General features: G+C 51.0%; 24 protein-coding genes. 2 read left to right on the forward strand and 22 right to left on the reverse strand.

Features of this window, described 5'->3' with window-relative positions:
- Positions 1-2: 2 nt before the first annotated feature.
- Positions 3-131, forward strand: coding sequence for a hypothetical protein (locus HMPREF2871_RS12105; protein ID WP_283123671.1), 129 nt, complete (start codon positions 3-5; stop codon positions 129-131).
- Here HMPREF2871_RS12105 and lpxA read toward each other — a convergent pair.
- From lpxA to frr, 11 genes are all read right to left on the reverse strand, one after another.
- Entirely contained in the window at positions 121-897 is a 777-nt protein-coding gene (gene lpxA / locus HMPREF2871_RS06090) for an acyl-ACP--UDP-N-acetylglucosamine O-acyltransferase (protein WP_049344948.1), read from the reverse strand. The two genes, HMPREF2871_RS12105 and lpxA, sit on opposite strands and share 11 nt — an antisense overlap.
- Before the next feature lie 74 nt (positions 898-971).
- Positions 972-1,421, reverse strand: coding sequence for a 3-hydroxyacyl-ACP dehydratase FabZ (gene fabZ / locus HMPREF2871_RS06095; RefSeq protein WP_003681704.1), 450 nt, complete (start codon positions 1,419-1,421; stop codon positions 972-974).
- A gap of 73 nt (positions 1,422-1,494) precedes the next feature.
- The gene (gene lpxD / locus HMPREF2871_RS06100) at positions 1,495-2,535 is read right to left on the reverse strand and encodes a UDP-3-O-(3-hydroxymyristoyl)glucosamine N-acyltransferase (protein WP_049344947.1); all 1,041 of its coding nucleotides are present in this window, start codon (positions 2,533-2,535) and stop codon (positions 1,495-1,497) included.
- A 101-nt stretch (positions 2,536-2,636) separates the two neighbouring features.
- On the reverse strand, positions 2,637-3,146 hold the full coding sequence (locus tag HMPREF2871_RS06105; RefSeq protein WP_049344946.1) for an OmpH/Skp family outer membrane protein: 510 nt from the start codon (positions 3,144-3,146) through the stop codon (positions 2,637-2,639).
- A gap of 111 nt (positions 3,147-3,257) precedes the next feature.
- On the reverse strand, positions 3,258-5,660 hold the full coding sequence (gene bamA / locus HMPREF2871_RS06110; protein ID WP_049344945.1) for an outer membrane protein assembly factor BamA: 2,403 nt from the start codon (positions 5,658-5,660) through the stop codon (positions 3,258-3,260).
- Positions 5,661-5,663: 3 nt separating this feature from the next.
- Entirely contained in the window at positions 5,664-7,004 is a 1,341-nt protein-coding gene (gene rseP, locus HMPREF2871_RS06115) for an RIP metalloprotease RseP (RefSeq protein ID WP_049344944.1), read from the reverse strand.
- A 131-nt stretch (positions 7,005-7,135) separates the two neighbouring features.
- The gene (ispC, locus tag HMPREF2871_RS06120; RefSeq protein WP_049335842.1) at positions 7,136-8,317 is read right to left on the reverse strand and encodes a 1-deoxy-D-xylulose-5-phosphate reductoisomerase; all 1,182 of its coding nucleotides are present in this window, start codon (positions 8,315-8,317) and stop codon (positions 7,136-7,138) included.
- A 117-nt stretch (positions 8,318-8,434) separates the two neighbouring features.
- Positions 8,435-9,184 (reverse strand): SIMPL domain-containing protein, encoded by a 750-nt coding sequence (locus HMPREF2871_RS06125; RefSeq protein WP_003747899.1) that lies wholly within the window; start codon positions 9,182-9,184, stop codon positions 8,435-8,437.
- Between the two features lie 33 nt (positions 9,185-9,217).
- Entirely contained in the window at positions 9,218-10,012 is a 795-nt protein-coding gene (locus tag HMPREF2871_RS06130) for a phosphatidate cytidylyltransferase (protein WP_049335758.1), read from the reverse strand.
- A 5-nt stretch (positions 10,013-10,017) separates the two neighbouring features.
- Positions 10,018-10,764, reverse strand: coding sequence for an isoprenyl transferase (locus HMPREF2871_RS06135; RefSeq protein ID WP_004519126.1), 747 nt, complete (start codon positions 10,762-10,764; stop codon positions 10,018-10,020).
- 57 nt (positions 10,765-10,821) lie between these two features.
- On the reverse strand, positions 10,822-11,379 hold the full coding sequence (frr, locus tag HMPREF2871_RS06140; protein WP_004519127.1) for a ribosome recycling factor: 558 nt from the start codon (positions 11,377-11,379) through the stop codon (positions 10,822-10,824).
- A 532-nt stretch (positions 11,380-11,911) separates the two neighbouring features.
- Between frr and HMPREF2871_RS06145 the strand changes: the two genes are divergently transcribed.
- Entirely contained in the window at positions 11,912-12,517 is a 606-nt protein-coding gene (locus HMPREF2871_RS06145) for a hypothetical protein (protein WP_224783379.1), read from the forward strand.
- A gap of 150 nt (positions 12,518-12,667) precedes the next feature.
- Here HMPREF2871_RS06145 and HMPREF2871_RS06150 read toward each other — a convergent pair whose 3' ends face one another.
- The 11 genes from HMPREF2871_RS06150 to nuoF all read right to left on the reverse strand — a co-directional run bounded on the left by HMPREF2871_RS06150 (position 12,668) and on the right by nuoF (position 25,006).
- Positions 12,668-12,967, reverse strand: coding sequence for a DUF2818 family protein (locus HMPREF2871_RS06150; RefSeq protein WP_039861891.1), 300 nt, complete (start codon positions 12,965-12,967; stop codon positions 12,668-12,670).
- Between the two features lie 220 nt (positions 12,968-13,187).
- Positions 13,188-14,630 (reverse strand): NADH-quinone oxidoreductase subunit NuoN, encoded by a 1,443-nt coding sequence (gene nuoN / locus HMPREF2871_RS06155; protein WP_004519130.1) that lies wholly within the window; start codon positions 14,628-14,630, stop codon positions 13,188-13,190.
- A gap of 9 nt (positions 14,631-14,639) precedes the next feature.
- Positions 14,640-16,136: an NADH-quinone oxidoreductase subunit M gene (locus HMPREF2871_RS06160; RefSeq protein ID WP_004519131.1), complete on the reverse strand. Its 1,497-nt coding sequence runs from the start codon at positions 16,134-16,136 to the stop codon at positions 14,640-14,642.
- A gap of 221 nt (positions 16,137-16,357) precedes the next feature.
- Complete coding sequence (locus tag HMPREF2871_RS06165) at positions 16,358-16,663, reverse strand: chorismate mutase (protein WP_004519132.1); 306 nt, start codon at positions 16,661-16,663, stop codon at positions 16,358-16,360.
- 76 nt (positions 16,664-16,739) lie between these two features.
- Positions 16,740-18,764 carry an NADH-quinone oxidoreductase subunit L gene (nuoL, locus tag HMPREF2871_RS06170; protein ID WP_049344943.1) on the reverse strand — a complete coding sequence of 675 codons (2,025 nt, stop codon included), beginning with the start codon at positions 18,762-18,764 and terminating at the stop codon, positions 16,740-16,742.
- 2 nt (positions 18,765-18,766) lie between these two features.
- Entirely contained in the window at positions 18,767-19,072 is a 306-nt protein-coding gene (gene nuoK, locus HMPREF2871_RS06175; RefSeq protein ID WP_002215628.1) for an NADH-quinone oxidoreductase subunit NuoK, read from the reverse strand.
- On the reverse strand, positions 19,069-19,740 hold the full coding sequence (locus HMPREF2871_RS06180; RefSeq protein ID WP_049344942.1) for an NADH-quinone oxidoreductase subunit J: 672 nt from the start codon (positions 19,738-19,740) through the stop codon (positions 19,069-19,071). Before HMPREF2871_RS06180 ends, nuoK begins: the two co-directional genes overlap by 4 nt.
- 11 nt (positions 19,741-19,751) lie before the next feature.
- Positions 19,752-20,231, reverse strand: a complete 480-nt coding sequence (gene nuoI, locus HMPREF2871_RS06185; protein ID WP_019272040.1) for an NADH-quinone oxidoreductase subunit NuoI — start codon at positions 20,229-20,231, stop codon at positions 19,752-19,754.
- 80 nt (positions 20,232-20,311) lie between these two features.
- Positions 20,312-21,388 (reverse strand): NADH-quinone oxidoreductase subunit NuoH, encoded by a 1,077-nt coding sequence (nuoH, locus tag HMPREF2871_RS06190; protein WP_002228932.1) that lies wholly within the window; start codon positions 21,386-21,388, stop codon positions 20,312-20,314.
- Positions 21,389-21,390: 2 nt separating this feature from the next.
- Entirely contained in the window at positions 21,391-23,652 is a 2,262-nt protein-coding gene (gene nuoG / locus HMPREF2871_RS06195; RefSeq protein WP_049344941.1) for an NADH-quinone oxidoreductase subunit NuoG, read from the reverse strand.
- A 58-nt stretch (positions 23,653-23,710) separates the two neighbouring features.
- On the reverse strand, positions 23,711-25,006 hold the full coding sequence (nuoF, locus tag HMPREF2871_RS06200; protein ID WP_049323666.1) for an NADH-quinone oxidoreductase subunit NuoF: 1,296 nt from the start codon (positions 25,004-25,006) through the stop codon (positions 23,711-23,713).
- Positions 25,007-25,025 lie beyond the last annotated feature (19 nt).

The raw sequence follows: 25,025 nt of genomic DNA on the forward strand, positions 1-25,025 counted from the left end.
ATTTGTCCACCCGTTTTCAGACGGCATCAGTAGCAAACGGACAGGAAACCTGCCTACTGCGCAGATTTTTGCAATCCAAAGGCCGTCTGAAAAAGTTTCAGACGGCCTTCAATCCATCCATCAACGGATAATGCCGCGTGTGGATTGTGCAAAAAAGTCTTTAAATACCGCCAATTCGCTTTGGGTTTCGGCACGTTTCAGAATGTCTGCCTTGGCCTCTTCAAACGGAATGCCGCGATGGTAAATGGTTTTATACACATCTTTGACAGAGGCAATCTGTTCGGCGGTGAAACCGTTGCGGCGCATACCTTCGCTGTTGAGGCCGGCCGGTTCGGCGCGGTAGCCTGCGGCCATGAAGTACGGCGGTACGTCTTTGTGTACGCCGGCGGCAAACGCGGTCATGGCGTAGTCGCCGATTTGGCAGAATTGGAACACCAGCGTGTAGCCGCCCAAGACGACGTAGTCGCCGATGGTCACATGCCCTGCGAGTGAGGCGTTGTTGGCGAAGATGGTATGGTTGCCGACCACGCAGTCATGGGCGAGGTGGCAGTAGGCCATAATCCAGTTGTCGTCGCCGATACGGGTTTCGCCGATGCCGGTAACCGTACCGAGGTTGAACGTCGTAAATTCGCGGATGGTGTTGCCGTTGCCGATAATCAGCTTGGTCGGCTCGTCGCGGTATTTTTTGTCCTGCGGAATTTCGCCGAGGCTGGCAAATTGGAAAATGCGGTTGTTTTCACCGATGGTCGTATGGCCGTTGATGACGGCGTGCGGGCCGATTTCGGTATTCGCACCGATTTGCACATTGGGGCCGATGATGCTGTATGGGCCGACTTTGACGCTGGAGTCGAGTTCGGCTTTAGGGTCGATGACGGCGGTCGGATGGATAAGGGTCATGCTGTCTCCTTGCTGTCTGATACAGGTATTGCCTGCAAGATGCCGTCTGAACTTTCAGACGGCCCGTCCCATTCTTACACCACGCGTTTGGCGCACATAATCACGGCTTCAACGGCAACTTGACCGTCGACTTTGGCAACGGCGTTGAATTTGCCGATACCGCGTTTGTTGGTCAACAGCTCGACTTCAAAAACCAGTTGGTCGCCAGGGATGACTTGGCGCTTGAAACGGGCGTCATCGATACCGGCGAAGAAGAAGAATTCGTTTTCTTTGCGGCCGCCTTCGCTGAGGATGGCCAGTGTGCCACACGCTTGCGCCATGGCTTCGATAATCAACACGCCAGGCATCACGGGCAGGTCGGGAAAGTGGCCTTGGAACTGCGGCTCGTTCATGGTGACGTTTTTAATCGCAGTCAGGGTTTTCATCGGTTCGAACGCAGTAATGCGGTCGAGTTGCAAAAACGGATAACGGTGTGGGATAAGTTTTTGAATGTCTTTGGCTTCGATCGGGAGTTGTACGTCCATGATGTTCGTCTTTCCTTGTTTGTATTGGGTTTAAACGTATTCGGATGCGGGGCGCGGACTGTTTGCGCCGCCTTTAGGCTTCATCGCTGTCGGCAAGCTGTTTTTCCAGCATTTTGAGGCGTTTGTTCATTTCGCTCAAACGGTGGATATAAACAGCATTGCGTGCCCAGTCTTTGTAGCCCGACATCGGGAAAATACCGGCCAGATGCTGGCCGCTTTCGGTAATGCTGTGGGTAACGGATGTACCGCCGCCGATGGTGGTTTTATCGGCGATTTCGATGTGTCCGACCGTGCCGACGCCGCCGCCGATAATACAATAATTGCCGATGGTGACGCTGCCGGAAATGCCGGTTTTGGCGGCGATAACGGTGTGCGAACCGATTTTGCAGTTGTGACCGATTTGGACTTGGTTGTCGATTTTGGTGCCGTTGCCGACGGTTGTGTCGCTCATTGCGCCGCGGTCGATATTGGTGTTCGAACCGATTTCCACATCATCGCCCAGCGTGACTGCGCCGGTTTGCGGAATTTTAAACCATGAATCGCCGGCAAAGGCCAAGCCGAAACCGTCCGCACCGATGACGGCGCCGCTGTGGATTTCGACACGGTTGCCCAAAGTGCAGCCGTAATAGATGACGGAGTTGGGATGCAACACGACTTCATCGCCCAACGTGCAATCGTGTTGGACAACGGCATTGGCCAAAATACGGCAGCCTTCGCCCAATACGGCATTCGCGCCGATATAGGCATTCGCGCCGATTTCGCAGCTTGCCGGCACTTTGGCGCTTACCTCGACAACGGCGGTCGGATGTACGCCGCCCTGTGCTTTGACAATCGGCGAGAACAATCGTGCCACTTTGGCAAAATAAAGATAAGGGTCGGCAGCCACAATCAGGTTGCGGCCCGCAAATTCATCTGCGGCTTTCGGCGACACAATCACTGCGCCTGCTTGGCTGTCGTGTACTTCGGCTTTGTATTTCGGGTTAGCCAAAAAGCTGATGTGTTCTGCCTGCGCCTGATCCAACGGACGGACGGCGGTAATGGCGATGTCTTCGCCTTTCCATTCGCCGCCGAGTTGGGAAACGATTTGGGACAGGGTGTATGCTTGTGAAGTCATGATAATCTGCCGTCAAGATGTCAGGCCGTCTGAAAGATGCCGGTTTGGGTTTCAGACGGCCTTAGGTTTGTCTGTATGGTTACATTCGCTGCCGAGCAGGGTCAGTGAGCATTTAGGGCTTTAATAACGCTGTCGGTAATGTCGTAGCGGCCGTTGACGTAAATCACGTCCTGCAAGATGAAGTCGTAACCTTCGTGTTTGGCCAAATCGACGATGACGCGGTTGGCATTTTGCTGGAGCGCGGCGAATTCTTCATTGCGGCGCAGATTGTAGTCTTCTGCCAACTCGGCCTGCTGCTTGCGGAATTTCTGTACCAGATTGCGCCACTTTTGGGTTTCCGCTTCCCTTTGGCTGTCGCTGAGCTTGTCGCCGCTCAGTTTTCGCTCCAAAGCCTCGCCTTCCTGCTGCAACTTTTGCAAGGCGGTTTGACGGCTTTTGAACTCTTTTTCCAAAGTCATCTGAATGCTTTGCGCCTGCTTGGATTCCTGATAAACGCGCTCGGTATTGATAAAACCGATTTTCTGCACGCCATCCGCCGCCGCTTGCGGCAAAAGCACGAAACCCGGCAGGGCTACGGCGAGGACACGGAGGGTGTCGGCTATTTTACTCATGATAAAAATCCTTGCTTGAAAACAAACGGGCGGTTTGCAATAAGCTTGCCGCCAATCTGCCATGAGGCCGTCTGAAACGGACAAACCCGGTTTCAGACGGCCTAAACATCATCAGAATGTCGTACCGAGTTGGAATTGGAAGCGTTGGATTTCGTCGCCTTCTTTTTTCTTAATCGGATAAGCATAACTGAACTTCATCGGACCCAGCGGAGAGAGCCAGGTCACGGCAGCACCGGCAGAGTAACGCAATTCGTTTTTGAATGTCGATTTGTGCGTTGTGCCTACGCCATACACGTTTTGGAGCGCGCCATTGGTGTAATAAGAATTGCTGCTGCCATCGTTGTAGGTTTTGTCGTCCCACACGCTGCCCGCATCGGCAAACAGGCTCAGACGGACGGTACGCGAATCTTTAATACCCGGCATCGGGAAGAGCAACTCTGCGGAAACGTTGGCTTTTTTGTTACCGCCGTAGCTGATCTTCTCGCCGTATTCGTCATAGACTTTCGGGCCCAGCGTACCGCTTTCAAAGCCGCGGACAGAGCCTAAGCCGCCGCCGTAGAAGTTTTCAAAGAACGGCATGGTTTTGGTTTTGCCGTAGCCGTTGCCATAACCGACTTCGCCACCCAGCATCAGCGTGAAATCTTTGCTCAACGGGAAGAACCAAGTTTGGTTGTGGGTCAGGGTGTAGTATTGCAGGTCGCTGCCCGGCAAGGCGATTTCGCCGTTTACGCCGGTCAGGTAACCGCGGGTCGGCCACAAGGCATTGTCAGTTTTGTTGCGGCCCCAGCCGATGGTACCTTTGTACAACCAGCCTTTGAAGTTACCCACGCCGCTACCGTCGCCTTTACCGTATTGGTTGATAAAGTCGGCATAGCGTTTAGGCGCACCTTTGTAGGTGTTCACGGTCAGACGCTCTGCGGCCAAACCGAAGTTCACACGGTCATATTCGGTAACCGGAATACCAATACGCAAACCGCCGCCGAAAGTCGTGGTTTTATATTGTTTCGCGCTGGAAGAAGCTTTACGCGGGTCGTAAGACTTGCCGTAAAGGTCGTAGCCCAAGCTTACGCCGTCAGGTGTGAAATATGGGTCGGTAAACGACAATGAGCCGTTTACTGTGGTTTTACTGCGGGAAGCGCGCAGGGCAACGGATTTACCCGTACCGAACAGGTTGTCTTGAGCCACACCGGCAGACATTACCAAACCGGTATCCTGAACCCAGCCTGCGCTCAAGTCGAGCGAGCCGGTTGAACGTTCGGTCAGGCTCATGTTCAGGTCAACTTGGTCAGGCGTATTGGCCACAGGAACCGCATCAAATTGAACGTTGTCGAAATAGCCCAACAACTCAACGCGCTCTTTAGAACGTTGCAGTTTGGCAGAGTCGTAAGGCGCCGATTCCATTTGGCGCAACTCGCGGCGAATGACTTCGTCACGGGTTTTGTTGTTGCCGGTAATGTTGATTTCGTTCACATAGATTTTGCGGCCCGGTTGAACGGTCAACACGAAATCAACGGTATGTGTTTCGGCATTTGGAATCGGTTGGACGTTGATTTCGCTGAATGCGTAACCTGCCTGACCCATGCGGTTTTGGATGGCTTCGAGCGAATTGGACATTTGCGCGCGCTCATACCATTTGCCCGGCTTCATGGTCAGCAGTTTTTCCAAATCTTCTTTCGGCACTTCCAGCGTATCGCCTTCGATGCGTACATTGCCCCAACGGAAGCGGTCGCCTTCGCTGACGGTTACTTTAATGGTCTGCTTGGTTTTGTCTTCGTTGGTTTGGATATCGGTATCCAAAATGCGGAAGTTGAAGTAGCCGTTGTTTTGATAGAAATTGGTAATTTTTTCCATGTCCTGAGCAAATTTTTGCTCATTGAACTGGTTGCTCTTCGTGATCCAAGTCCACATGCCGCCTTCGCTCAAGGACATTTGTTTCATCAGACGGCGGTCGGAATAAACTTCGTTGCCTTCAAATGAAATATCGGTAATCTTGGTAGATTTGCCCTCTTCGATGGCAATATCGATAGACACGCGGTTGCGGGCGAGTTTGGTTACGGTCGGAGTGATTTGGACAGACTGTTTGCCACGGCTCAAATACTCTTCTTTCAAACCGGCAACGGCTTGGTTCAGCGTTGCTTGGTTGAAGTATTGGGATTGCGCCAAACCGAAGGCTTCAAGGTTTTTCTTGATGGCATCGTTTTGCAGCATTTTCGCGCCGGTAATATTGAGCGAGCTGATGGTTGGACGCTCAATCACGGTCAGCAGGACTTGATTGTCCATGGTTTCGACGCGTACGTCGTCAAAGAAACCGGTTGCGTAGAGTTTTTTGATGATTTCTTCACTGCGCGCATCATTGAAATTATCACCGACTTTAACGGGCAGGTAGTTGAAGACGGTACTCGGCTCGGTGCGCTGCAGGCCTTCGACGCGGATGTCCTGAATGGTAAAGTCAGCCAATGCCATTGGCGACAGGCTCAATACCATTAAAGCGGAAGCAATCTGGTTCAGTTTCATAAATTATCCAAACAAACGGTTGATGTCATTAAAGAAAGCCACAGCCATCATCAAAAGCATGGCTGCCAGTCCGAAGCGCAGGCCGACTGCCTGTATGCGCTCGCTCAAAGGCTTTCCGCGTATCCATTCGGCGGTATAGAAAACCAGATGCCCGCCGTCTAAAACGGGTACGGGCAAAAGGTTCAACACGCCTAAGCTGATGCTGACCAAGGCCAGAAATTCGAGGTAGCTCTGCAATCCGAGTTTGGCGGATTGTCCGGCGACATCGGCAATGGTCAGGGGGCCGGAAATATGGTTTAAAGAGGCATTACCTGTAACCAGTTTTCCGAAAAATTTGAGGGTTGTCCACGAATAGTTGACGGTTTTGTTCCAACCCAATTCAAAGGCTTGGGCAACGGAAGGCGTATAGCGATAGCGGATGGTTTTATCCCACTCTTTATCCGCCTGGGCGGCAAGCCCTGCTCTACCCACCAGCACGCCTGCCGACTGCTCGACGCTGTCCGGACGGATAGCGGTCGCCAGTATTTTACCGTCGCGCTCGTAAGTCAGTTCGATTCGTTTGCCGGGGCTGGCGCGGAAGAGTTCCGTCCATGCCTGCCAGCTTTCGATGGGCTTCCCATCGGCGGTCAGCAGTTTGTCGTTTTCCTTCAAACCTGCTTTTTCGGCCGGGCTATTGGCCAAGACTTTGCCGATGCGGTTAGTAATTCTAAAAGGCAAAAGGCCTATGTTGCCTTGGTTTTTCGCAACTTTACCTGCTTCAGGCGTGCCGGCGGCATCAATTATGCGGATGGCTTGGGTATTTGAGGCCGTCTGAACAGCAACTTTTACAGGACCGGCTTCAAGGTTCAACACCATCTCGGTTTGCGCATCGCTCCAGTCTTTTACGGAGATTCCGTTGACCGATACAATCTTATCGCCTGCCTGAAAACCTGCTTTGGCGGCAATACTGGCAGGCTCGACCATGCCAACATAGGGGCGCAACTCGGTCACGCCGAAGGAAAAGCTCAAACCGTAAAGCAAAACGGCCAAAATCAAATTAGTCAAAGGACCGGCAGCGACAATGGCGATGCGCCTGGCCGGATGCTGCTTGTCAAAGGCGTAGGGCAAATCTGCTTCTGCCACCTCGCCTTCGCGCGTATCGACCATTTTAACGTAACCGCCCAGCGGAATCGGGGCAAGACACCACTCGGTATCGCCGCGTTTTCGGGTGAAAAAGGGCTTACCGAAGCCGACGGAAAAGCGCACGACTTTAACGCCGCACCAGCGGGCAACAATATAGTGTCCGAACTCATGCAGGCTGACCAAAATCAGAATGGCGACGATAAAGGCTAAAAAGGTTTGCAAAAAAATCCCCTGTATGGAATGTGATGATCAACGGATAAGGCCGTCTGAAAACCGATTATAAAGGCAGTTGTTCCATTTTGTCTGCCTAAATGCCAAGCGGTTGACGTTTCAGACGGCCTGTCATTGAAACTTTATTGTTTGCCGATAAAGGCTTCTGCCTGTCTGCGTGTTTGCGCGTCTTGCGCCAGCAGGCCTTCGATATCGTAACGGCCGTCTGAAAAATCTTGTGCAAGGCAGTGGGCAACGACTTTGGCAATATCGGTAAACTTGATGCGTTTATCTAAAAAAGCGGCCACGGCAACTTCGTTGGCGGCGTTCAACACACAAGGCGCGGCGCCGCCTGCATTCATTGCCTGATAGGCAAGTTTCAGACATGGGAAACGGTCAAAGTCAGGCTTTTGGAAGGTCAATGCGGACAATGCGCCGAAATCCAGCTCGCCCACGCCGGAGTCGATACGTTCGGGCAGGCCCAAACAATAAGCAATCGGCGTACGCATATCGGGATTACCCAACTGCGCCAATACCGAACCATCGCGATAACGCACCATGCTGTGTATCACGGATTGCGGATGAATGACGACTTCCAGTTTTTCCGGCGGACAGTTAAACAGCCAATGCGCCTCAATCAACTCCAAGCCCTTATTCATCATTGACGCGGAATCGACGGAAATTTTGCGACCCATGCTCCAATTCGGATGTTTGACCGCCTGCTCGGGCGTAATGCTGTCAAATGTACTTAAATCGGTGTTAAGGAAGGGGCCGCCTGATGCGGTCAGAATAATCGAATTGATACCGTGCTCATTCAGACGGCCTGTGTAATCCCTTGGCAATACTTGGAAGATGGCGTTGTGTTCGCTGTCAATCGGCAAGACGGTGGCGCCGTTTTGACGGGCGGTTTCCATAAACAATGCGCCGGAAACCACCAGTGTTTCTTTGTTTGCCAGATAAATGGTTTTGCCTTTTTGAGCGGCAGCCAAAGCCGACGGCAAGCCAGCCGCGCCGACAATGGCACACATCACGCCGCTGACTTCATCGGCAGAGGCGACATCAATCAAGGCTTGAGAACCATATAAAACCTGCGTATTGATGCCTTCTTGTTTGAGTTTCTTTTCCAACTCGGCCGCATGGTCAGCATCGCCGACAACGGCATATTCCGGGCGGAACTGTTTGCATTGTGCCACCAGCTTGTCCACCTGCCTATGCCCTGCCAGCGCGAACACGCGGAATTTTTCGGGATGGCGGGAAACAACGTCTAAAGTGCTTTCGCCTATGCTGCCGGTGCTGCCTAATATGGTCAGAACTTGTTGTGTCATGGTGTGTTCTTTGTGTGCTGTGCAAACGGTATTCATTGTGTTTGAAATAAATTTCTTTGCCGTTTCCAATTTTCAGACGGCCTTTTGCCTCCCAGCTGAAAAGGCCGTCTGAAAGAATTACTCAATGCCGTATTCGATGGTAACAACCAGTCGGACTTGTTTGCCGACGGTGCTTTTATCGTAAGAACCGCCGTACTCGTCGTCCTCGCTGCTGCCGGTGTCGGCATAGATGTTGAACGAGCCTTGCGAAGCAGAACGCATGGCACCCACTTTGCCGCCGCCGGTTTTGGCAAATTCGGCCGCGCGTTTCTGCGCATCCTCAGTCGCCTGCGTAATCAAATCGCGTTTGATGGTTTCCAAATTGCCCAACAAATATTGCGGATTGTCGAAGCGGATAAATTCGTTTTGCGCACGGAAATTCAAAATGGCACGCTGGGCGGCTTGGATTTTGTCCAATTTTTTGGTGTTGACCACAATATTGAGGTCGCCATCGTAGCCGTTGGGCGTGCGGGTTACGTTGCCTAATTCGTCGCGGGTTTCATTGAAGACGCGCGACACTTCAGGCAGACCCACTTTCATTTCAGCCGCCGTAAAGCCTTGCTCACCCAAAAACTTAGACAGCTTCTTGCGTCTTGCCGTCAGTAAATCCAAAACTTCCTGATAGCTCTCGCCGTGCGCGTTCACGCCCGTATTCCACGTTGCGCTGTCGGATTGGAAGTTTTTCTCCGCCAAACCTTTTACGGTAATCGTCCCCGGCTGACGCAGATTCTTAAACTGCACGCCCAAAATAAACGCTGCAGCCATCAATCCGAGTGCCAACAATACGCCCAAGATCGATAAAGATGAAATCTGTTTTTGTTCGGACATAATCAGCTCCCCCAACCATATGAGACAGGCGGTTTAAAACAAATATACAAAGGTGGCATAAATGCTGATAACGGCAATCAGGCTGTCCACACGGTCGAACACGCCGCCGTGTCCCGGCAGCAGATTACTGCTGTCTTTGATACCGGTCGCACGTTTGAGCCAGCTTTCCAGCAAATCGCCGCACACGCTGACAACGGTCAGAATCAAGCCGATCAAAATCGTTTTGAACCAACCGGCTTCAAAAGCCAGCCAACCGGCTTTCCATACGATGGTCATGTACACGGCAACGCATAATGCGCCGCCGATCGCACCCTCCCAGCTTTTACCCGGACTGATGGTCGGCGCAATTTTGCGCTTGCCAAACGATTTGCCGCAGAAATATGCACCAATATCGGCCACCCACACCAAACCCATAATCGCCAATAAAGACAGCGCGTCTTCAGGCTGAGGGCGCAGGTAAACCAGTGCGAACCAAAACGGCATCACCAACAACCAACCGACTGTGTAAGCCTGCCAGCCGCCGTTTAACTTCCATTTTGCTTTCAGCCACCAAGGCATGACAATCAGCCAAAACGCCAATACGACATACCAAACCAAATCAGGCAACTGCCAACCGCCGGCATAGGCAATCACGCCGAACACCAGCGTTGAAGCCAAATAATGGTTGATTTTCAGCTTGTCCAAGCCACTCATGCGGGCATATTCCCACAAAGTCAGCATGGCAATCAGGCCGCAAAACGCAGCCCACAGCCACATAGGTGCATAAAACAGCATACCCAGCATCAGCGGCAAAAGCCACAGCGCCGTTAAAATTCGTTGTTTCAACATAGTTCTCAACCCCGTTGCTGCTCAACCGGCAGCTGTTCGGAAGTCCGCCCGAAGCGGCGCTCCCGTTTTTGGAACGAAACAATCGCCTCGTTCAACGATTTCTCATTAAAATCAGGCCACAGCGTATCCGTAAAATACAATTCCGCATACGCCATCTGCCACAGCAGGAAATTACTGATGCGCGTCTCGCCACCGGTTCGGATAAACAAATCCGGCTCGGGTGCATCGCCCAACATCAAATAACGCGACAACGCCTCTTCCGTAATCTCAGTTGCACCCTCGGCAATCAACTGATTTGCCGCATGCAAAATATCCCAGCGGCCGCCATAATCGGCGGCAATGCTCAAAGTCAAACCGGTATTGTTTGCCGTCAACGCTTCTGCCGCCTCAATCCCCTTCAGGATTTCAGCATTAAACCGCTCACGGCTGCCGATGACTCTCAAGCGCATATTGTTATCGTGCAAACGGCGCACCTGCTTTTGCAAAGCCTGCAAAAACAGCCCCATCAGAAAAGAAACCTCTTCCTCGGGGCGTCGCCAGTTTTCAGTCGAAAAAGCAAACACGGTCAAATACCGCACACCCAATTCAGCACAATGCTTCACCATGTTCTCCAGCGCATCCAAGCCGCGCTTATGCCCCATCACACGGGGAAGAAAACGCTTCTTTGCCCAACGTCCGTTGCCGTCCATAATCACAGCAATATGTCGGGGGATGGCAGAGTGTTCCAAAATCGTCTGCGTACTGCTTTTCATGTCTGCCTTTCAGGGAGCAAACCGTCCAAAGGCCGTCTGAACGGTTTGCACACAGGATTAAATCGCCATCAAATCTTCTTCTTTGGCAGCCAAGAGCTTGTCTGCCTCAGCAATGTATTTGTCGGTCAACTTCTGAACCGCTTCCTCGCCACGGCGTGCTTCATCTTCAGAAATCTCTTTGTCTTTCAACAGTTTTTTGATGTGGTCGTTTGCATCACGGCGCACATTGCGGATAGACACACGACCCTCTTCTGCCTCGCTGCGTACCACTTTGATCAGATCCTTACGGCGTTCCTCAGTCAACATAGGCATTGGAACACGGATCAAATCACCGACAGAAGCAGGGTTCAGGCCCAAGTTGGAATCACGGATCGCTTTCTCAACTTTTGAAGCCATATTGCTCTCGAAAGGTTTCACACCGATCGTACGCGCATCCAAAAGCGTCACGTTCGCCACTTGGCTCACAGGTACCATGCTGCCCCAGTATTCCACTTCCACTTGGTCGAGCAGGCCGGTATGCGCACGACCGGTACGTACTTTAGCCAAATTGTCTTTCAATACTTCCAGAGAACGCTGCATTTTGCCTTCAGCTGTCTTTTGAATATCATTAATCATCTTAATACTTTCAATTTCATAGGAATAAAACAGAATTAACCGAGAATAGTACCGTTAAACCGCCCCCACGACAAGGCTTTACGCCCCAACAGCCTTGTTTTCTAACCGATATTTAACATCAAACAAAATAAAGGCCGTCTGAAAATCTTTCAGACGACCTTTATTGTTTCAAGCAACTACATCAACTCGGCCTTTTGGCTTAATTTATTTACCAACTGACCCAAACTGAAATCTCCCTATCATTTTCAATCGAAATCTAATCTTAATAACTCAAAAGCTCACAGTTGTACTCTTGGTAATTAAAGTTAACTTGCCCTCGACATCTACCATCACTATCGGAAACCTTCTCTCTAAAGTAATGAAGTTCGCAAGGTAGATCCAATATAACAACCTGCCTTCCCATGCAAATTTTCACATTTAGTTTGCAAAATTTGTATAAAAACTGTATTACGTTATAATTGGTTTTATTCGAATACGTTATTTAATTCACCTGAAAACAAACAGATAAATGCAAATTAACTGGAGAATATCTATGAACAAATTACTCATCCTATGCTCAGCATTAGCGCTTTCTGCCTGTGTTGTACCACATCCCTATACTTCAACCGAATATCAAAAATATAAACAAAGTGATTTGAAAGTACCAAATCAACCTTATCCTATACGTTTAGAGGGAGAGTTCGAGCGTAATGGTAAATCTTTCCCTAAAGTAAATCCGGCTCTAACAAAAGCTGCCAAAATTGCACTAAACGGAACAAAGATTGTAACAGTAGACCCGCAAGCCCAAAACAGCCTGAAAATCCATGCCAACAATATCGCCAATATTGGTGGTGCAGTAGGTAACGGTATAAAAACAGGTCTGACTTTCGGATTAGCAGGCAGTACAGTTCAGGATTACTATCAATTCTACTGTAGCTACTCAGATGGCAAAAAAGAATTAAACCGTTCCGAATTTAATCACGCTATTGTGACTACTATTGGTTTAACCTCCACACCCAAAGAGCTGACTCCCCATAGTAATCTGGATCAGGCATTTATCTCTGTAACTAAAGATATTGTTGTTAATTGCTTAGGTGACTTGCAAAACAAAGGTTTCTTGTTACCAGAAACAGCCAATACCCATACCGGCAGTAACTGAAATTTCTGAAGATGTTGCCAAAGCTGCCATTATGAAACTGAATATGGCAACTCCAGGTCAATGTTCCAAAGCTCATCCCTAAAACAATCCTTACTTGATATAAAAAGGCCGTCTGAAAATCTTTCAGACGGCCTTTTCCTAATTCAAATCCTACTCTCTATTTCTCTCATTCCAAAAGTAACGCCATACAAAGCATGGGAAAGCAAAAATCAGGTAGAGGCAGACAACGGTCGCGTAAAACTCCCAATCTTGGGCATGTACGGCACCAGCTCGCGATTCGAGGATATAGGCGAGGATCGCGGTAAGAAGGAAACCTGCCAGCAATTCGATCAAGTGATGGCCGATATGTTTGCGTTTCAGGGCGACGATGCCGAAGAATTTGGTGGTAATAAATGGTGCGTTGGCAAAGATAAGTGCCAACAACAAAAGAATGTACATGGATGCGGTCATGATGGTCTTTCTGTTTTCAGACGGCCTGTGTGTGATTTTAACATGTTAAATGGGCATTCTTGCCCATTATTATCCGTGGAATATTCAATATCTTGATGATGCCCGCTTGATGATTGCTCAAAGGCTTGAGGCCGTCTGAACTTTGGGTATATTTCATCCGAATGCGAATCCTAACAAAAACGGCGGCTTTGGAACAGCCGCCGTTGGTTTTGTTTGAAGCTTACAGGGTATTTATCAATGCTTTGGCACACCAGTCGATAACGGTTTGCGGCATGATACCCCACAGGAGCAGTAGGAAGGCATTGACCGTCAGGACAAATTTGGCGGCATAGTTGCTGCCGACCGGCTGGTCATGATCAGGTGCATCGAAGTAGATGACTTTGACCACGCGCAGGTAGTAGAACGCACCAATCAGCGACATGATGACGGCAAATACGGACAACCAAACATGGCCTTGTTTCAAGAGAGCCATAATCACGCCGAATTTGGCGTAGAAGCCCATCAGCGGCGGAATACCCGCCATGGAGAACATAGACAGCAACATCAGGAAGGCAAACCATGCATGGCGTTGGTTAAGGCCTGCGAGGTCTTTGATGTTTTCACATTCAATGTCTTTGGTGGACAATACCATCAAAACACCGAAGCTGACTGCCGCCATCAAAGCATAGGTAATGGCGTAATACAAACCTGCAGTAAAGCCGACTGCGCCTGCCATAAACGCCAACAGGATAAAGCCCATGTGCGATACGGTAGAATAGGCAAGCATACGTTTGATATTGGTTTGCATGATGGCGGCAAGGTTACCGACCACCAAAGAAGCAACGGCAAGAATGGCCAACATCGGCGCCCAGTCTGAATGTATGGTACCCATACCGGTAACAAGGATACGGAACGCAAAGACAACGGCGGCGATTTTCGGAGCCGTACCCACAAAGGCGGTAACAGAGGTCGGCGCACCATCGTACACATCGGGTACCCACATATGGAATGGAACCGCACCCAATTTAAATGCAATGGCGACTACGATAAATACCATACCCAATTTCAACAACCATTCATTGGCCTGCTCATTGAAAGCAGAAGCCAAGACGGAAGCAAAATCAAGGGAACCGGTGGCGCCGTAAACCATAGAAATACCATAGAGCAGCAAACCGGAGGCCAACGCGCCCAATACGAAGTATTTCAGCGCGGCCTCGGCAGAGCGGCCGGAGTCGCGGCGCAGGGCAATCATGGCGTACAGCGACAAAGACAACAATTCCAAACCGATATACGCAGTCAAGAAATGTGCCGAGCTGACCATGACGCTCATACCCAACAGGGCAAACAATGACAGGGTGTAAAACTCGCCTTTAAAGATTTGGCGGTCTTGGTTGTACGGTTTACTGTAAATAAACAGACCAAACGTCAGCGCATACAGCACCAGTTTTGCCAAACGGGACATGCCATCTGCAATATACATACCGTGAAAGGCATCGACACTACCCTGCTCCCATACCGCCAATTGGGTGACGGCCACGATGATGACCGTTCCCAAACTCATCAGATGGGTCAGATAGCGGCTTTTATCGCAAATCCACAAGTCTGCCAGCAATACGACACCCAATAGCGCAAGCAGCACGATTTCGGGCATGGCGGGCATTAAATTCAAATCAGACCAGTTCATTTACACACCTCAAATCTTGCTTTGTGCCACATGGGCAATCAAATCGTTTGCCGCTTGATGCACCACTTCGATAAACGCTTGCGGATACAGACCCATGCCCAAAACAGCAACCGCCAAAATCGCCAAAATCGCAAATTCACGGCAATTGATGTCTTTCATTTCGGCAACGTGCGGATTGTGGATTGCACCAAAAATAACGCGTTTGTACATCCACAGGGTATAAGACGCACCGTAAATCAGGGTCATGGCAGCCAACGCACCTACCCAGAAATTCACTTTAACCGCGCCCATAATCACCATAAACTCGCCCACGAAGCCGGAAGTCGCAGGCAGACCGGCATTGGCCATACCGAACAACATCATAAACGCCGCAAACTTAGGCATCACATTGACCACGCCGCCATAATCGGCAATATTGCGGGTATGCAGGCGGTCGTACATCACGCCGATACACATAAACATCGCGGCGGACACAAAACCGTGGGAAATCATTTGAATGATTGCGCCTTTCAATGCCCAGTCATTCAATTGGCCGTTCACAAACAGGAACATGCCCAAAGTGACAAAACCCATATGGCTGATGGAAGAGTATGCCACCAGTTTTTTCATATCGGTTTGCACCAAAGCCACCATACCGATGTAAATCACGGCAATCAGGCTCAATACGATGATTACAGGGGCAAAATAGCGTGCCGCATCCGGCATAATCGGCAGGATAAAGCGCAAGAAACCATACGCACCCAGTTTCAGCGTAATTGCCGCCAACACCATCGAACCGCCGGTCGGCGCTTCAACGTGGGCATCCGGCAACCAAGTGTGCACAGGGAACATCGGCACTTTTACAGCAAATGACAGGAAGAACGCCACAAACAAAAGCTGTTGTACGCCCAACGGAATCTGTTTGATGTTTTGGAAATCGACAATAGAGAAGCTGCCTGTTTGATAGTGCAGGTAAACCATGGCAACCAGCATCAAAAGCGAACCCATCAGCGTATAGAGGAACAGCTTGACCGACGCATAGACGCGGCGCGGACCGCCCCATACACCGATAATCAGGTACAGCGGAATCAGCATACCCTCGAAGAACACATAAAACAGAATCGCATCCTGCGCGGCAAACGCGCCGTTAATCAAACCCGACATCATCAGGAATGCCGCCATATACTGCGCCGGACGTTTCTGAATGACTTCCCAACCGGCCAATACCACCAACAGCGTAATAAACGCATTCAAGATGATAAAGAGCACTGAAATACCATCCACGCCCAATGCGTAGTTGATTTTCAGAAGCGGAATCCACTCGTGGAACTCGGTAAACTGATAGCCGCCGCTCAAACGGTCGAAACCGGTAAACAGGGGCAGCGTTACCAAGAAACCGGCAAGCGCACCCATGAAGGCAAGCACACGCGCCAGCGGCGCACGGCTGTCTTTACCGGTCGCCAAAACCAGCACACCTGCGGCGATGGGTATCCATATTGCCAAGCTGAGTAGGTAGTTGGAAAACATAGTGGTTAACCTGTGGTTAAAATAAAAAATATAGTTGTATGGGTTGGTTTTCAGACACCATTTCAGGAGGCCGTCTGAAAAAGATTGTGTATTTTGTATATGGCAAAATCAAGAAAACGTATATCTACCGTCATTCTTTTATTCCATAACCGCCTAAAACCTTCTTTTCAGACGGCCTCTTCCATATTTTTCTTGCCAAAACCATTATCCGAAGATTTTGACTACGCTCCATCGGTACGGTTGGTGTCCATCTCAAGTTTAATGAACGCATCAATCATGCTGCGCCAAACTGCTTCTGCTACTTCGGGCGACAAACCGGCCTTTTCGGCATAAGCGCGGCACGAGGTAATCACTTGAGCCACCCGTTCAGGCGCGGAAACCGCCCGCACATCGTTTTTAGGTTTCAGACGACCAGCCTGCCGTACCAATTTCTGCCGGCGGGCGAGTAATTCGATTAATCCCTTGTCCAAACCATCAATGGCTTCGCGGACTTCGTCCAGGGTTTGCGGTAATTTGTCTTCAATCATTATTGTTGCTCAAATTTTCTTTTTTAGACGGCCCCTATACACACAAACTATAGACAGGCCGTCTGAAATCCCGCTTTTATCGGAACAATCCCCAGAAGGTCATGCCGAGCAGTACCAATACGCCGAATACCATAGCAGCGGCATAGGTATAGATGAAGCCGGTTTGGACTTTGCGTACCTGCGCGGCAATCGCGCCGACCAGTTTGGCAGAGCCGTTGACGATACCGTTGTCGATAATGGCGGTATCGCCGACTTTCCAGAAGAAAGTACCCAATGCGCGCGTGCCTTTGGCGAAAACATTGAAATACAGGGCGTCGAGGTAGTATTTGTTTTCAAACAAAACGTAAATCGGACGGAACACCTGTGCAATTTTCGCAGGCAGGTGCGGCAGTTTGACGTACAGGAGCCATGCGCTCAAGACACCTGCGATAGCGAGGTAGAGTACAGGCGAATGCAGGCTGTGCGACACCATTGCCAATGCGCCGTGGAACTCTTCCTTCATGATATGCATGGTCGGATGCGCGTCGGCATTAACAAAAATCACGTCTTTGAAGAAATCGCCGTAAAGCATAGGCTCGATGGCAACGTAGCCGATGATGACGGACGGAATGGCAAGCAAAATCAAAGGCAGGGTAACAACCAGCGGGCTTTCGTGCGGATTGTCGTTTTTGCCTAAGCCGTGATGTTCTTCTCCATGATGATCGTCATGATGTTCAGGCAGTCTGCGCCATTTCTCTTCGCCGTGGAACACCATAAAGTATTGGCGGAATGCGTAGAACGCAGTAACAAACACGCTGGCGAGGACGGCAAAATAGGCAAAGCCGCTGCCCGGCAGGGTGCTGTATTTCGCCGCTTCGATAATCGAATCTTTGGAATAGAAGCCGGAGAAGAACGGCGTACCAATCAGCGACAAGTTACCGATCAGCATGGTCAGCCAAGTAATCGGCATGTATTTTTTCAGGTTACCCATGTGGCGCATGTCTTGGTCATGGTGCATACCGATAATCGCGCTACCTGCGGCCAAGAACAATAAGGCTTTAAAGAAAGCGTGAGTCATCACATGGAACATCGCTACGGAATAGGCAGACGCGCCCAGAGCCACGGTCATGTAGCCCAGTTGCGACAGGGTGGAATACGCAACCACACGTTTGATGTCGTTTTGAATCACGCCCAAGAAACCCATAAACAGAGCAGTAATCGCACCGATTACCATGATGACAGACAGCGCAGTGCTGCTCATCTCATAAATAGGCGACATACGCGATACCATGAACAGACCGGCGGTAACCATGGTTGCGGCGTGAATCAATGCAGAAATCGGAGTCGGGCCTTCCATCGAATCAGGCAGCCAGACGTGCAGCGGGAATTGTGCCGATTTACCCATCGCACCGACAAACAACAGCAAACAGGTTACAGTAATCAAAGACCATTCCACACCGGGGAACAGTTGGATAGTGGCCGTCTGAACATTAGGCAGATAAGCGAATACATCTTGATAGCGCAAGCTGCCGCCGAAATAGGCAAGCACCAAACCGATACCGAGCAAAAAGCCGAAGTCACCGACACGGTTAACCAAAAAGGCTTTCAGGTTGGCAAAAATCGCGCTCGGACGTTTGAAATAGAAACCGATCAAGAGATACGACACCAAGCCCACAGCTTCCCAGCCAAAGAAGAGCTGGATGAAGTTGTTGCTCATAATCAGCATCAACATGCTGAAAGTAAACAAAGAAATGTAGCTGAAGAAGCGTTGGTAGCCGACTTTTTCATCATGCATATAACCGATGGTATAGATATGTACCATCAGCGATACGCCGGTAACCACGACCATCATCATCGCCGTCATCGTATCGACCAAGAAGCCGACGGAGAAATCCAAGCCGCCCATTGTCAGCCAGGTATAGACGTTTTCGTCAAACTTGGCGCGGCTGCCGTCGATAAAGCCCCACAGCACATAAGCCGACAGCACGGCAGATACCGCCACGCCGAGTATCGTTACCGAATGCGCCCCCGCGCGGCCGATTTTATTGCCGAACAAACCCGCAATCAGCGAGCCTGCCAACGGAACAAGGGCAATTATCAAATATAAGGTCATATCGTTCATGATTACCCTTTCAACTCATCCAAATCGGCAACGTTGATTGTTTGTCGGTTGCGGTACACCAGCACCATAATCGCCAAACCGATGGCAGATTCGGCAGCAGCAACGGTCAGTACGAAGAATACGAAAATTTGTCCGGCGGTATCGCCCAAATGTTGCGAGAAGGCGATAAAGTTGAAGTTCACCGCCAAGAGCATCAGCTCGATGGACATCAGCAATACCAGCACGTTTTTGCGGTTCATAAAGATACCCATTGCGCTGATACCGAACAGGAGCGCACCCAATACCAGATAATGCGTCAAGGTAATCATGCTTTGCCCTCCCCTTCTCGCTTGAGGCCGTCTGAAACTTCGCTTTCTTCGGCAGATTCAACTTGCGGTTTGACCGCTTCCATTTTCACCAAACGCATACGGCCTTGGTCGGCGCGTACTTTAACTTGGTCGGCTGGATCCATGCGTTTCGGATTGGTGGTTTTACGGTGAACCAGCGCAATCGCGGCCACCATGCCCAACAGCAGCAATACCGCTGCCAATTCAAACGGCAACAGGTAGTCGGTATAAATACGGCTGCCCAAATCACGAATATTGTTGTAATCGGCAGGAATGTCTTTCATCAGACCAAATGCGGCCAGGTCGGTTTTCGGGTTGACCAGAATCAGGATCAGGGCAACCGCCAACAATGTGCCGACCACGCCGGCAACAGGCGCATGACGCCAGAAACCGGCGCGCATTTCTTCAATGTCGATATTCAACATCATCACGACGAACAGGAACAACACCATCACAGCGCCGACGTAAACCACCACCAGCGTCACGCCCAAGAATTCGGCCTGCATCAGCATCCAAATCATCGCGCTCACGCAGAAGGTCAGCACCAGATGCAAAGCGGCATGAACAGGGTTTTTAGCGGTGACGGTACGAACCGCACCATATAAAACGATGACGGCAAGAATATAGAACAGAATCGCGGAAAAAGTCATTCGTCTGCTCCTTAACGATACGGCGCGTCAGCGGCTTTGCGTTTGGCGATTTCAGTTTCGTATTTATCGCCAATGGCCAAAAGAATCGGCTTGGTCATGTGCAAGTCGCCTTTTTTCTCGCCGTGGTATTCAAAAATATGGGTTTCCACAATCGCATCGGTCGGGCAGGCTTCTTCGCAGAAACCGCAGAAGATGCACTTGGTCAGGTCGATGTCGTAACGCTTGGTGCGGCGGGTGCCGTCTTCGCGTTCTTCCGATTCGATGTTAATCGCCATTGCCGGACACACCGCCTCACACAATTTGCACGCAATACAGCGCTCTTCGCCGTTCGGATAACGGCGTTGCGCGTGCAAGCCGCGGAAACGCACGGATTGCGGCGTTTTCTCTTCGGGGAAATAAATTGTGTCTTTGCGGGCAAAAAAGTTTTTGAGCGTTACGCCCAAGCCTTTTACCAACTCGCCCAAAAGAAAGGTTTTTACTAAGTTAGCCATATTATGTTCCCTCAAAACAGGGATTTCGTTAGGTATTCAAAATCGCTTTGTTCAGACGGCCTCAAGATGCCGTCTGAAACTTATTTCCACAAATTCAGCGGTGAAATCATCCACACACCCAAAACCACGATGTAGGCGAAGCCGATCGGAATCAGCACTTTCCAGCCCAAACGCATGATTTGGTCGTAACGGTAGCGTGGGAAGGTTGCACGGATCCACAGGTACCAGTACAGAACCGCTGCCATTTTCACGAACATCCAGAATGCGGAAGGCGTACCGATAAAGCCCCAGCTTTGCGGGAACGGAGACAACCAGCCACCGAGGAACATCAGCGAGGTCAGCGCGGCAATCAGAATCATGAAAATGTATTCGGCAAGGAAGAACAGTGCAAATGCGAAGCCGGAGTATTCGACGTGGTGTCCGGCAACGATTTCAGATTCACCCTCTGCTACGTCAAACGGCGCGCGGTTGGTTTCGGCAACGGCGGAAATCAGATAGACGATGAAGATTGGGAACAGCGGCAGCCAGTTCCACGAGAACACGGAACCGCCCGCGATGCCTTTTGCCTGCGCAGCGACGATGTCGGAGAAGTTCATGCTGCCCGATACCATCACGACGCACACCAGCGCGGCACTCATGGCAATCTCGTAGGAAATGCTTTGTGCGGAAGCACGCATTGCACCCAAGAACGAATATTTGGAGTTGGAAGCCCAGCCCGCGATAATCACGCCGTAAACCGACAGCGAGGTAATCATCAGGATGTACAAAAGGCCGATATTGATGTTAGTCAGCACCCATTCTTCGTTGAACGGAATCACTGCCCACGCTGCAAAAGACGGAGCAAGCGACATAATCGGGCCGATGTAGAACAGGGCTTTGTTTGACAGCTTCGGACGGGTTACCTCTTTAAACAAGAGTTTGAACACGTCGGCAAACGGCTGAATCAGACCCCACGGGCCAGTTACGTTCGGGCCGACACGAAGCTGCATAAAGCCGATGACTTTACGTTCGAAATACGTCAGGTAGGCAACGGTCAGAATCAGCGGAATCAGGATAATCACGATTTTGACGATGACGGATACCACCAAGCCTACGGTGATGCCCAAATCGCCCAGACCGAGCGTTGCGGCAAAGAGGTTTTGGAACCATTCTTGCATGATCAAGCTCCCGCCAGTTCAATAGTGTCCATCAACGCACCCAGCGCGGCATTTTCGGTATGCAGCGGCAGATGCACCACGTTTTCAGGCAAACCGGCATCGGCTTTGACTGCAACCGATACGCTTGCGCCGTTTTGTTTGGCGACAGCGGTTTGTCCGTCTTGCAGGCCCAAGCGTGCCAAAGTGTTTGGATTTACACGCGCAGCAGGCACGGCGGCATGGCTGGTCGCTTGCAGCGGCGCGGAACGGCGTACGATAGAATCAGTGTGATAAATACCGACGCCGCCGACACGGACAAGGCGGTCTGAGGCCGTCTGAACGCCCTCTCCTGCCCATGTGCTGCGGTTATCCAGTTTGGACGGCAGGCTTTCCGCATCCAACGCGTCTTTTAGAATCGCAGCGGTATCGTGATATTCAAAACCTTTCAGGTCAAACAGGTTGCCCAATACGCGCAACACTTTCCACAGAGGACGCGAATCGCCGAAGCCTTGTACCACGCCGTGGAAGGATTGCAGACGGCCTTCCATATTGATGAAGCTGCCTGATGTTTCGGTAAACGGCGCAATCGGCAACAATACGTCGCACACGTCCAGCAGCGTTTCGCTAACAAACGGCGTAAACGCCATCACGCTTTTCGCCTGTTTCAACGCGGCCACGGCTTTTGCACCGTCAACCGTATCGATTTCAGGCTCGACGTTGAGCAGCAAGACTGCCTGTTTCGGCGCGTTTGCCATTTCGGCAACGCTCTCGCCGGAGTTCACGCCCAATACGTCCGCACCAACGCTGTTGGCAGCTTGCGGCAAAATGCCCAGCACTGCGCCGGTCGCGTCTGCCAGCTCTTGCGCGGCGGCATAAATGGCGGCGTAATCAGGATGGTTTTGCACTTCCGCGCCCAAAATAACCGCTGCTTTTTCAGCGTTTTTCAGGCTGGCGGTAACGGCATGTTCCGCATTGGCAGACAGGTTTTTCAGACGGCCTGCCCATTCGTCGGGATGTGCGGCTTCTTGAGACAGAAGCGGCATAAACAATTCTTCTTTACTGCTGGCTAATACGCTCAAGGCCATACGGTCTTTGGCGGCGCGGCGCAGGCGGGCGGTCAGGAGCGGCTGTTCTTTGCGCAAGTTCGCGCCGACTACCAATACGGCATCATTGTCCGCCAGCGATTCGATACTTTGTCCCAACCATTGCGCACCTTTAAGGCCGTCTGAAAGACGTTTGTCTTGTTGGCGTAAACGGGTTGCAAAGTTTTTAACACCTAAGCCGTCGGAGAGTTTTTTGGCCAGATACAGCTCTTCAACCGTATTCATCGGATTCGCCCAAACGCCGACTTGGTTTTGGTTGCCGTCTTTGGCGATACATTCAATCGCGCTGCGGACATATTCCAGCGCGGTTTTCCAATCCACATCCATCCACTCGCCGCCCTGTTTGATTTTCGGGTTTTTCAGACGGCTTTCATGATACAGGCCTTCGTAGGCGAAACGGTCGCGGTCGGACAACCAGCATTCGTTAATCGCTTCGTTTTCTAGCGGCAGCACGCGGCGGACGGTATGGTCTTTGGTTTGTACAATCAGGTTGCTGCCCAAAGCGTCATGGGCGGAAACGGATTTGCGGCGGTTCAATTCCCAAGTACGCGCGTTGAAGCGGAACGGTTTGCTGGTCAATGCGCCGACAGGACACAAATCGATGACGTTGCCTGACAGCTCGGTTTCCACCGCTTTGCCGATAAAAGGCATGATTTCGGAGTGTTCGCCGCGGTTGGCCATGGCGATTTCTTGCACGCCGGCGATTTCTTCAGTGAAACGAACGCAACGGGTACAGTGGATACAACGGCTCATTTCCTCGGCGGAAACCAAAGGACCCATATCCTTGCCGACGACGGAACGTTTTTCTTCGGTATAACGGCTGGTGGTTTTGCCGTAGCCCATCGCCAAATCCTGCAACTGGCATTCGCCGCCTTGGTCGCAGGTCGGACAATCAAGCGGATGGTTGATGAGCAGGAACTCCATCACGCCTTCTTGCGCCTCTCGGGCTTTTGCCGAATGCGTACGCACAATCATGCCGTCTGTAACCGGCGTGGCACAGGCGGGCAGGGGTTTGGGGGCTTTTTCCACGTCCACCAAACACATACGGCAGTTGGCGGCGATGGAAAGTTTTTTGTGGTAACAGAAATGCGGGATATAAGTACCGAGCTTGTGCGCGGCTTCAATCACCGTCGCGCCCTGCTCCACAGATACCTGTTTGCCGTCGATTTCGATTTGTAACATGGTTCGTTCCTAGTTACGGGTATTTAATAAATAATTCTTTTAGAGGCCGTCTGAAAACTTAGCACCACTTATTCGGTTTCATCGGTCCGCCGTGTTCGATGTAATGCACAAACTCATCACGGAAATGCTTGGTAAAGCTGCGGACAGGGAAGACGGCGGCATCGGCAAGGGCGCAGATAGTGCGGCCTGCCATTTGGTTGCCGACGGAATCCAGCAAATCCAAGTCTTCCATGCGGCCTTTGCCTTCTACGATGCGGTGGACGATGCGGTAAAGCCAGCCAGTACCTTCACGACAAGGCGTACATTGGCCGCAAGACTCGTCGTAGTAGAAGTAGCTCAGGCGTTCAAGGGCTTTCACCATGCACACGTCTTCGTCCATGACGATAATCGCGCCGGAACCCAACATCGAGCCTGCTTTGGAAATCGAGTCATAGTCCATATTGGTCTGCATCATGATATCGGCAGGCAACACGGGCGCGGACGAACCGCCGGGAATGACGGCTTTAAGTTTTTTACCGCCGCGCATACCGCCCGCCATTTTCAGGACTTCGGCAAACGGCGTGCCCAACGGCACTTCATAGTTGCCCGGACGCTCGACATGACCGGAAATACAGAACAATTTGGTACCGCCTGCATTCGGAATACCTTTATCGGCAAATGCCTGTCCGCCGTCGCGGATAATGAATGGAACGGAGGAGAACGTTTCTGTATTGTTGATGGTAGTCGGTTTGCCGTACAGGCCGAACGAAGCAGGGAATGGCGGTTTAAAGCGCGGCTGGCCTTTTTTGCCTTCCAACGACTCGAGCAATGCGGTTTCTTCGCCGCAAATATATGCGCCGTAACCGTGGTGGGCGAAGAGTTCAAATTCAAAATCCGAACCCAAAATATTTTTACCCAAAAAGCCTGCGGCACGAGCCTGCTCCAAAGCGGCCTCAAAGCGTTGGTAGCCTTCGAAAATTTCGCCGTGGATGTAGTTGTAGCCGGCTTTCGCACCCATCGCGTAACCGGCAATAATCATGCCTTCAATCAGGGCATGAGGATTGAACATAATGATGTCGCGGTCTTTAAATGTACCCGGCTCGCCTTCGTCGGTGTTGCAAACCACATATTTTTCGCCCGGGAAGGAACGGGGCATAAAGCTCCATTTCAAACCGGTCGGAAAGCCCGCACCGCCACGACCGCGCAAGCCGGAGGCTTTGACTTCGTCAATCACATCGCTTTGCGAGATGTTTTCGGACAGGATTTTACGCAGGGCGGTATAACCGCCACGTTTGACGTATTCGTCCAATGTCCAGCAATCGGGATTGGCGGTATCCACTTGGTCAAAAATCACGCCTGATTGGTAAATAGCCATTTTTGGTGTGCCTGTTCGT

The sequence above is a fragment of the Neisseria sp. HMSC067G12 genome, assembly GCF_001812725.1.
GTDB classification, from domain to species: Bacteria; Pseudomonadota; Gammaproteobacteria; order Burkholderiales; family Neisseriaceae; genus Neisseria; species Neisseria perflava.

What these genes read in the sequence shown, in the direction of transcription:
- lpxA (WP_049344948.1), bottom strand. Translation starts at nt 897, where the DNA reads ATGACCCTTATCCATCCGACCGCCGTCATCGACCCTAAAGCCGAACTC.
- fabZ (WP_003681704.1), bottom strand. Translation starts at nt 1,421, where the DNA reads ATGGACGTACAACTCCCGATCGAAGCCAAAGACATTCAAAAACTTATC.
- lpxD (WP_049344947.1), bottom strand. Translation starts at nt 2,535, where the DNA reads ATGACTTCACAAGCATACACCCTGTCCCAAATCGTTTCCCAACTCGGC.
- HMPREF2871_RS06105 (WP_049344946.1), bottom strand. Translation starts at nt 3,146, where the DNA reads ATGAGTAAAATAGCCGACACCCTCCGTGTCCTCGCCGTAGCCCTGCCG.
- bamA (WP_049344945.1), bottom strand. Translation starts at nt 5,660, where the DNA reads ATGAAACTGAACCAGATTGCTTCCGCTTTAATGGTATTGAGCCTGTCG.
- ispC (WP_049335842.1), bottom strand. Translation starts at nt 8,317, where the DNA reads ATGACACAACAAGTTCTGACCATATTAGGCAGCACCGGCAGCATAGGC.
- HMPREF2871_RS06125 (WP_003747899.1), bottom strand. Translation starts at nt 9,184, where the DNA reads ATGTCCGAACAAAAACAGATTTCATCTTTATCGATCTTGGGCGTATTG.
- HMPREF2871_RS06130 (WP_049335758.1), bottom strand. Translation starts at nt 10,012, where the DNA reads ATGTTGAAACAACGAATTTTAACGGCGCTGTGGCTTTTGCCGCTGATG.
- HMPREF2871_RS06135 (WP_004519126.1), bottom strand. Translation starts at nt 10,764, where the DNA reads ATGAAAAGCAGTACGCAGACGATTTTGGAACACTCTGCCATCCCCCGA.
- frr (WP_004519127.1), bottom strand. Translation starts at nt 11,379, where the DNA reads ATGATTAATGATATTCAAAAGACAGCTGAAGGCAAAATGCAGCGTTCT.
- HMPREF2871_RS06145 (WP_224783379.1), top strand. Translation starts at nt 11,912, where the DNA reads ATGAACAAATTACTCATCCTATGCTCAGCATTAGCGCTTTCTGCCTGT.
- HMPREF2871_RS06150 (WP_039861891.1), bottom strand. Translation starts at nt 12,967, where the DNA reads ATGACCGCATCCATGTACATTCTTTTGTTGTTGGCACTTATCTTTGCC.
- nuoN (WP_004519130.1), bottom strand. Translation starts at nt 14,630, where the DNA reads ATGAACTGGTCTGATTTGAATTTAATGCCCGCCATGCCCGAAATCGTG.
- HMPREF2871_RS06160 (WP_004519131.1), bottom strand. Translation starts at nt 16,136, where the DNA reads ATGTTTTCCAACTACCTACTCAGCTTGGCAATATGGATACCCATCGCC.
- HMPREF2871_RS06165 (WP_004519132.1), bottom strand. Translation starts at nt 16,663, where the DNA reads ATGATTGAAGACAAATTACCGCAAACCCTGGACGAAGTCCGCGAAGCC.
- nuoL (WP_049344943.1), bottom strand. Translation starts at nt 18,764, where the DNA reads ATGAACGATATGACCTTATATTTGATAATTGCCCTTGTTCCGTTGGCA.
- nuoK (WP_002215628.1), bottom strand. Translation starts at nt 19,072, where the DNA reads ATGATTACCTTGACGCATTATCTGGTATTGGGTGCGCTCCTGTTCGGT.
- HMPREF2871_RS06180 (WP_049344942.1), bottom strand. Translation starts at nt 19,740, where the DNA reads ATGACTTTTTCCGCGATTCTGTTCTATATTCTTGCCGTCATCGTTTTA.
- nuoI (WP_019272040.1), bottom strand. Translation starts at nt 20,231, where the DNA reads ATGGCTAACTTAGTAAAAACCTTTCTTTTGGGCGAGTTGGTAAAAGGC.
- nuoH (WP_002228932.1), bottom strand. Translation starts at nt 21,388, where the DNA reads ATGCAAGAATGGTTCCAAAACCTCTTTGCCGCAACGCTCGGTCTGGGC.
- nuoG (WP_049344941.1), bottom strand. Translation starts at nt 23,652, where the DNA reads ATGTTACAAATCGAAATCGACGGCAAACAGGTATCTGTGGAGCAGGGC.
- nuoF (WP_049323666.1), bottom strand. Translation starts at nt 25,006, where the DNA reads ATGGCTATTTACCAATCAGGCGTGATTTTTGACCAAGTGGATACCGCC.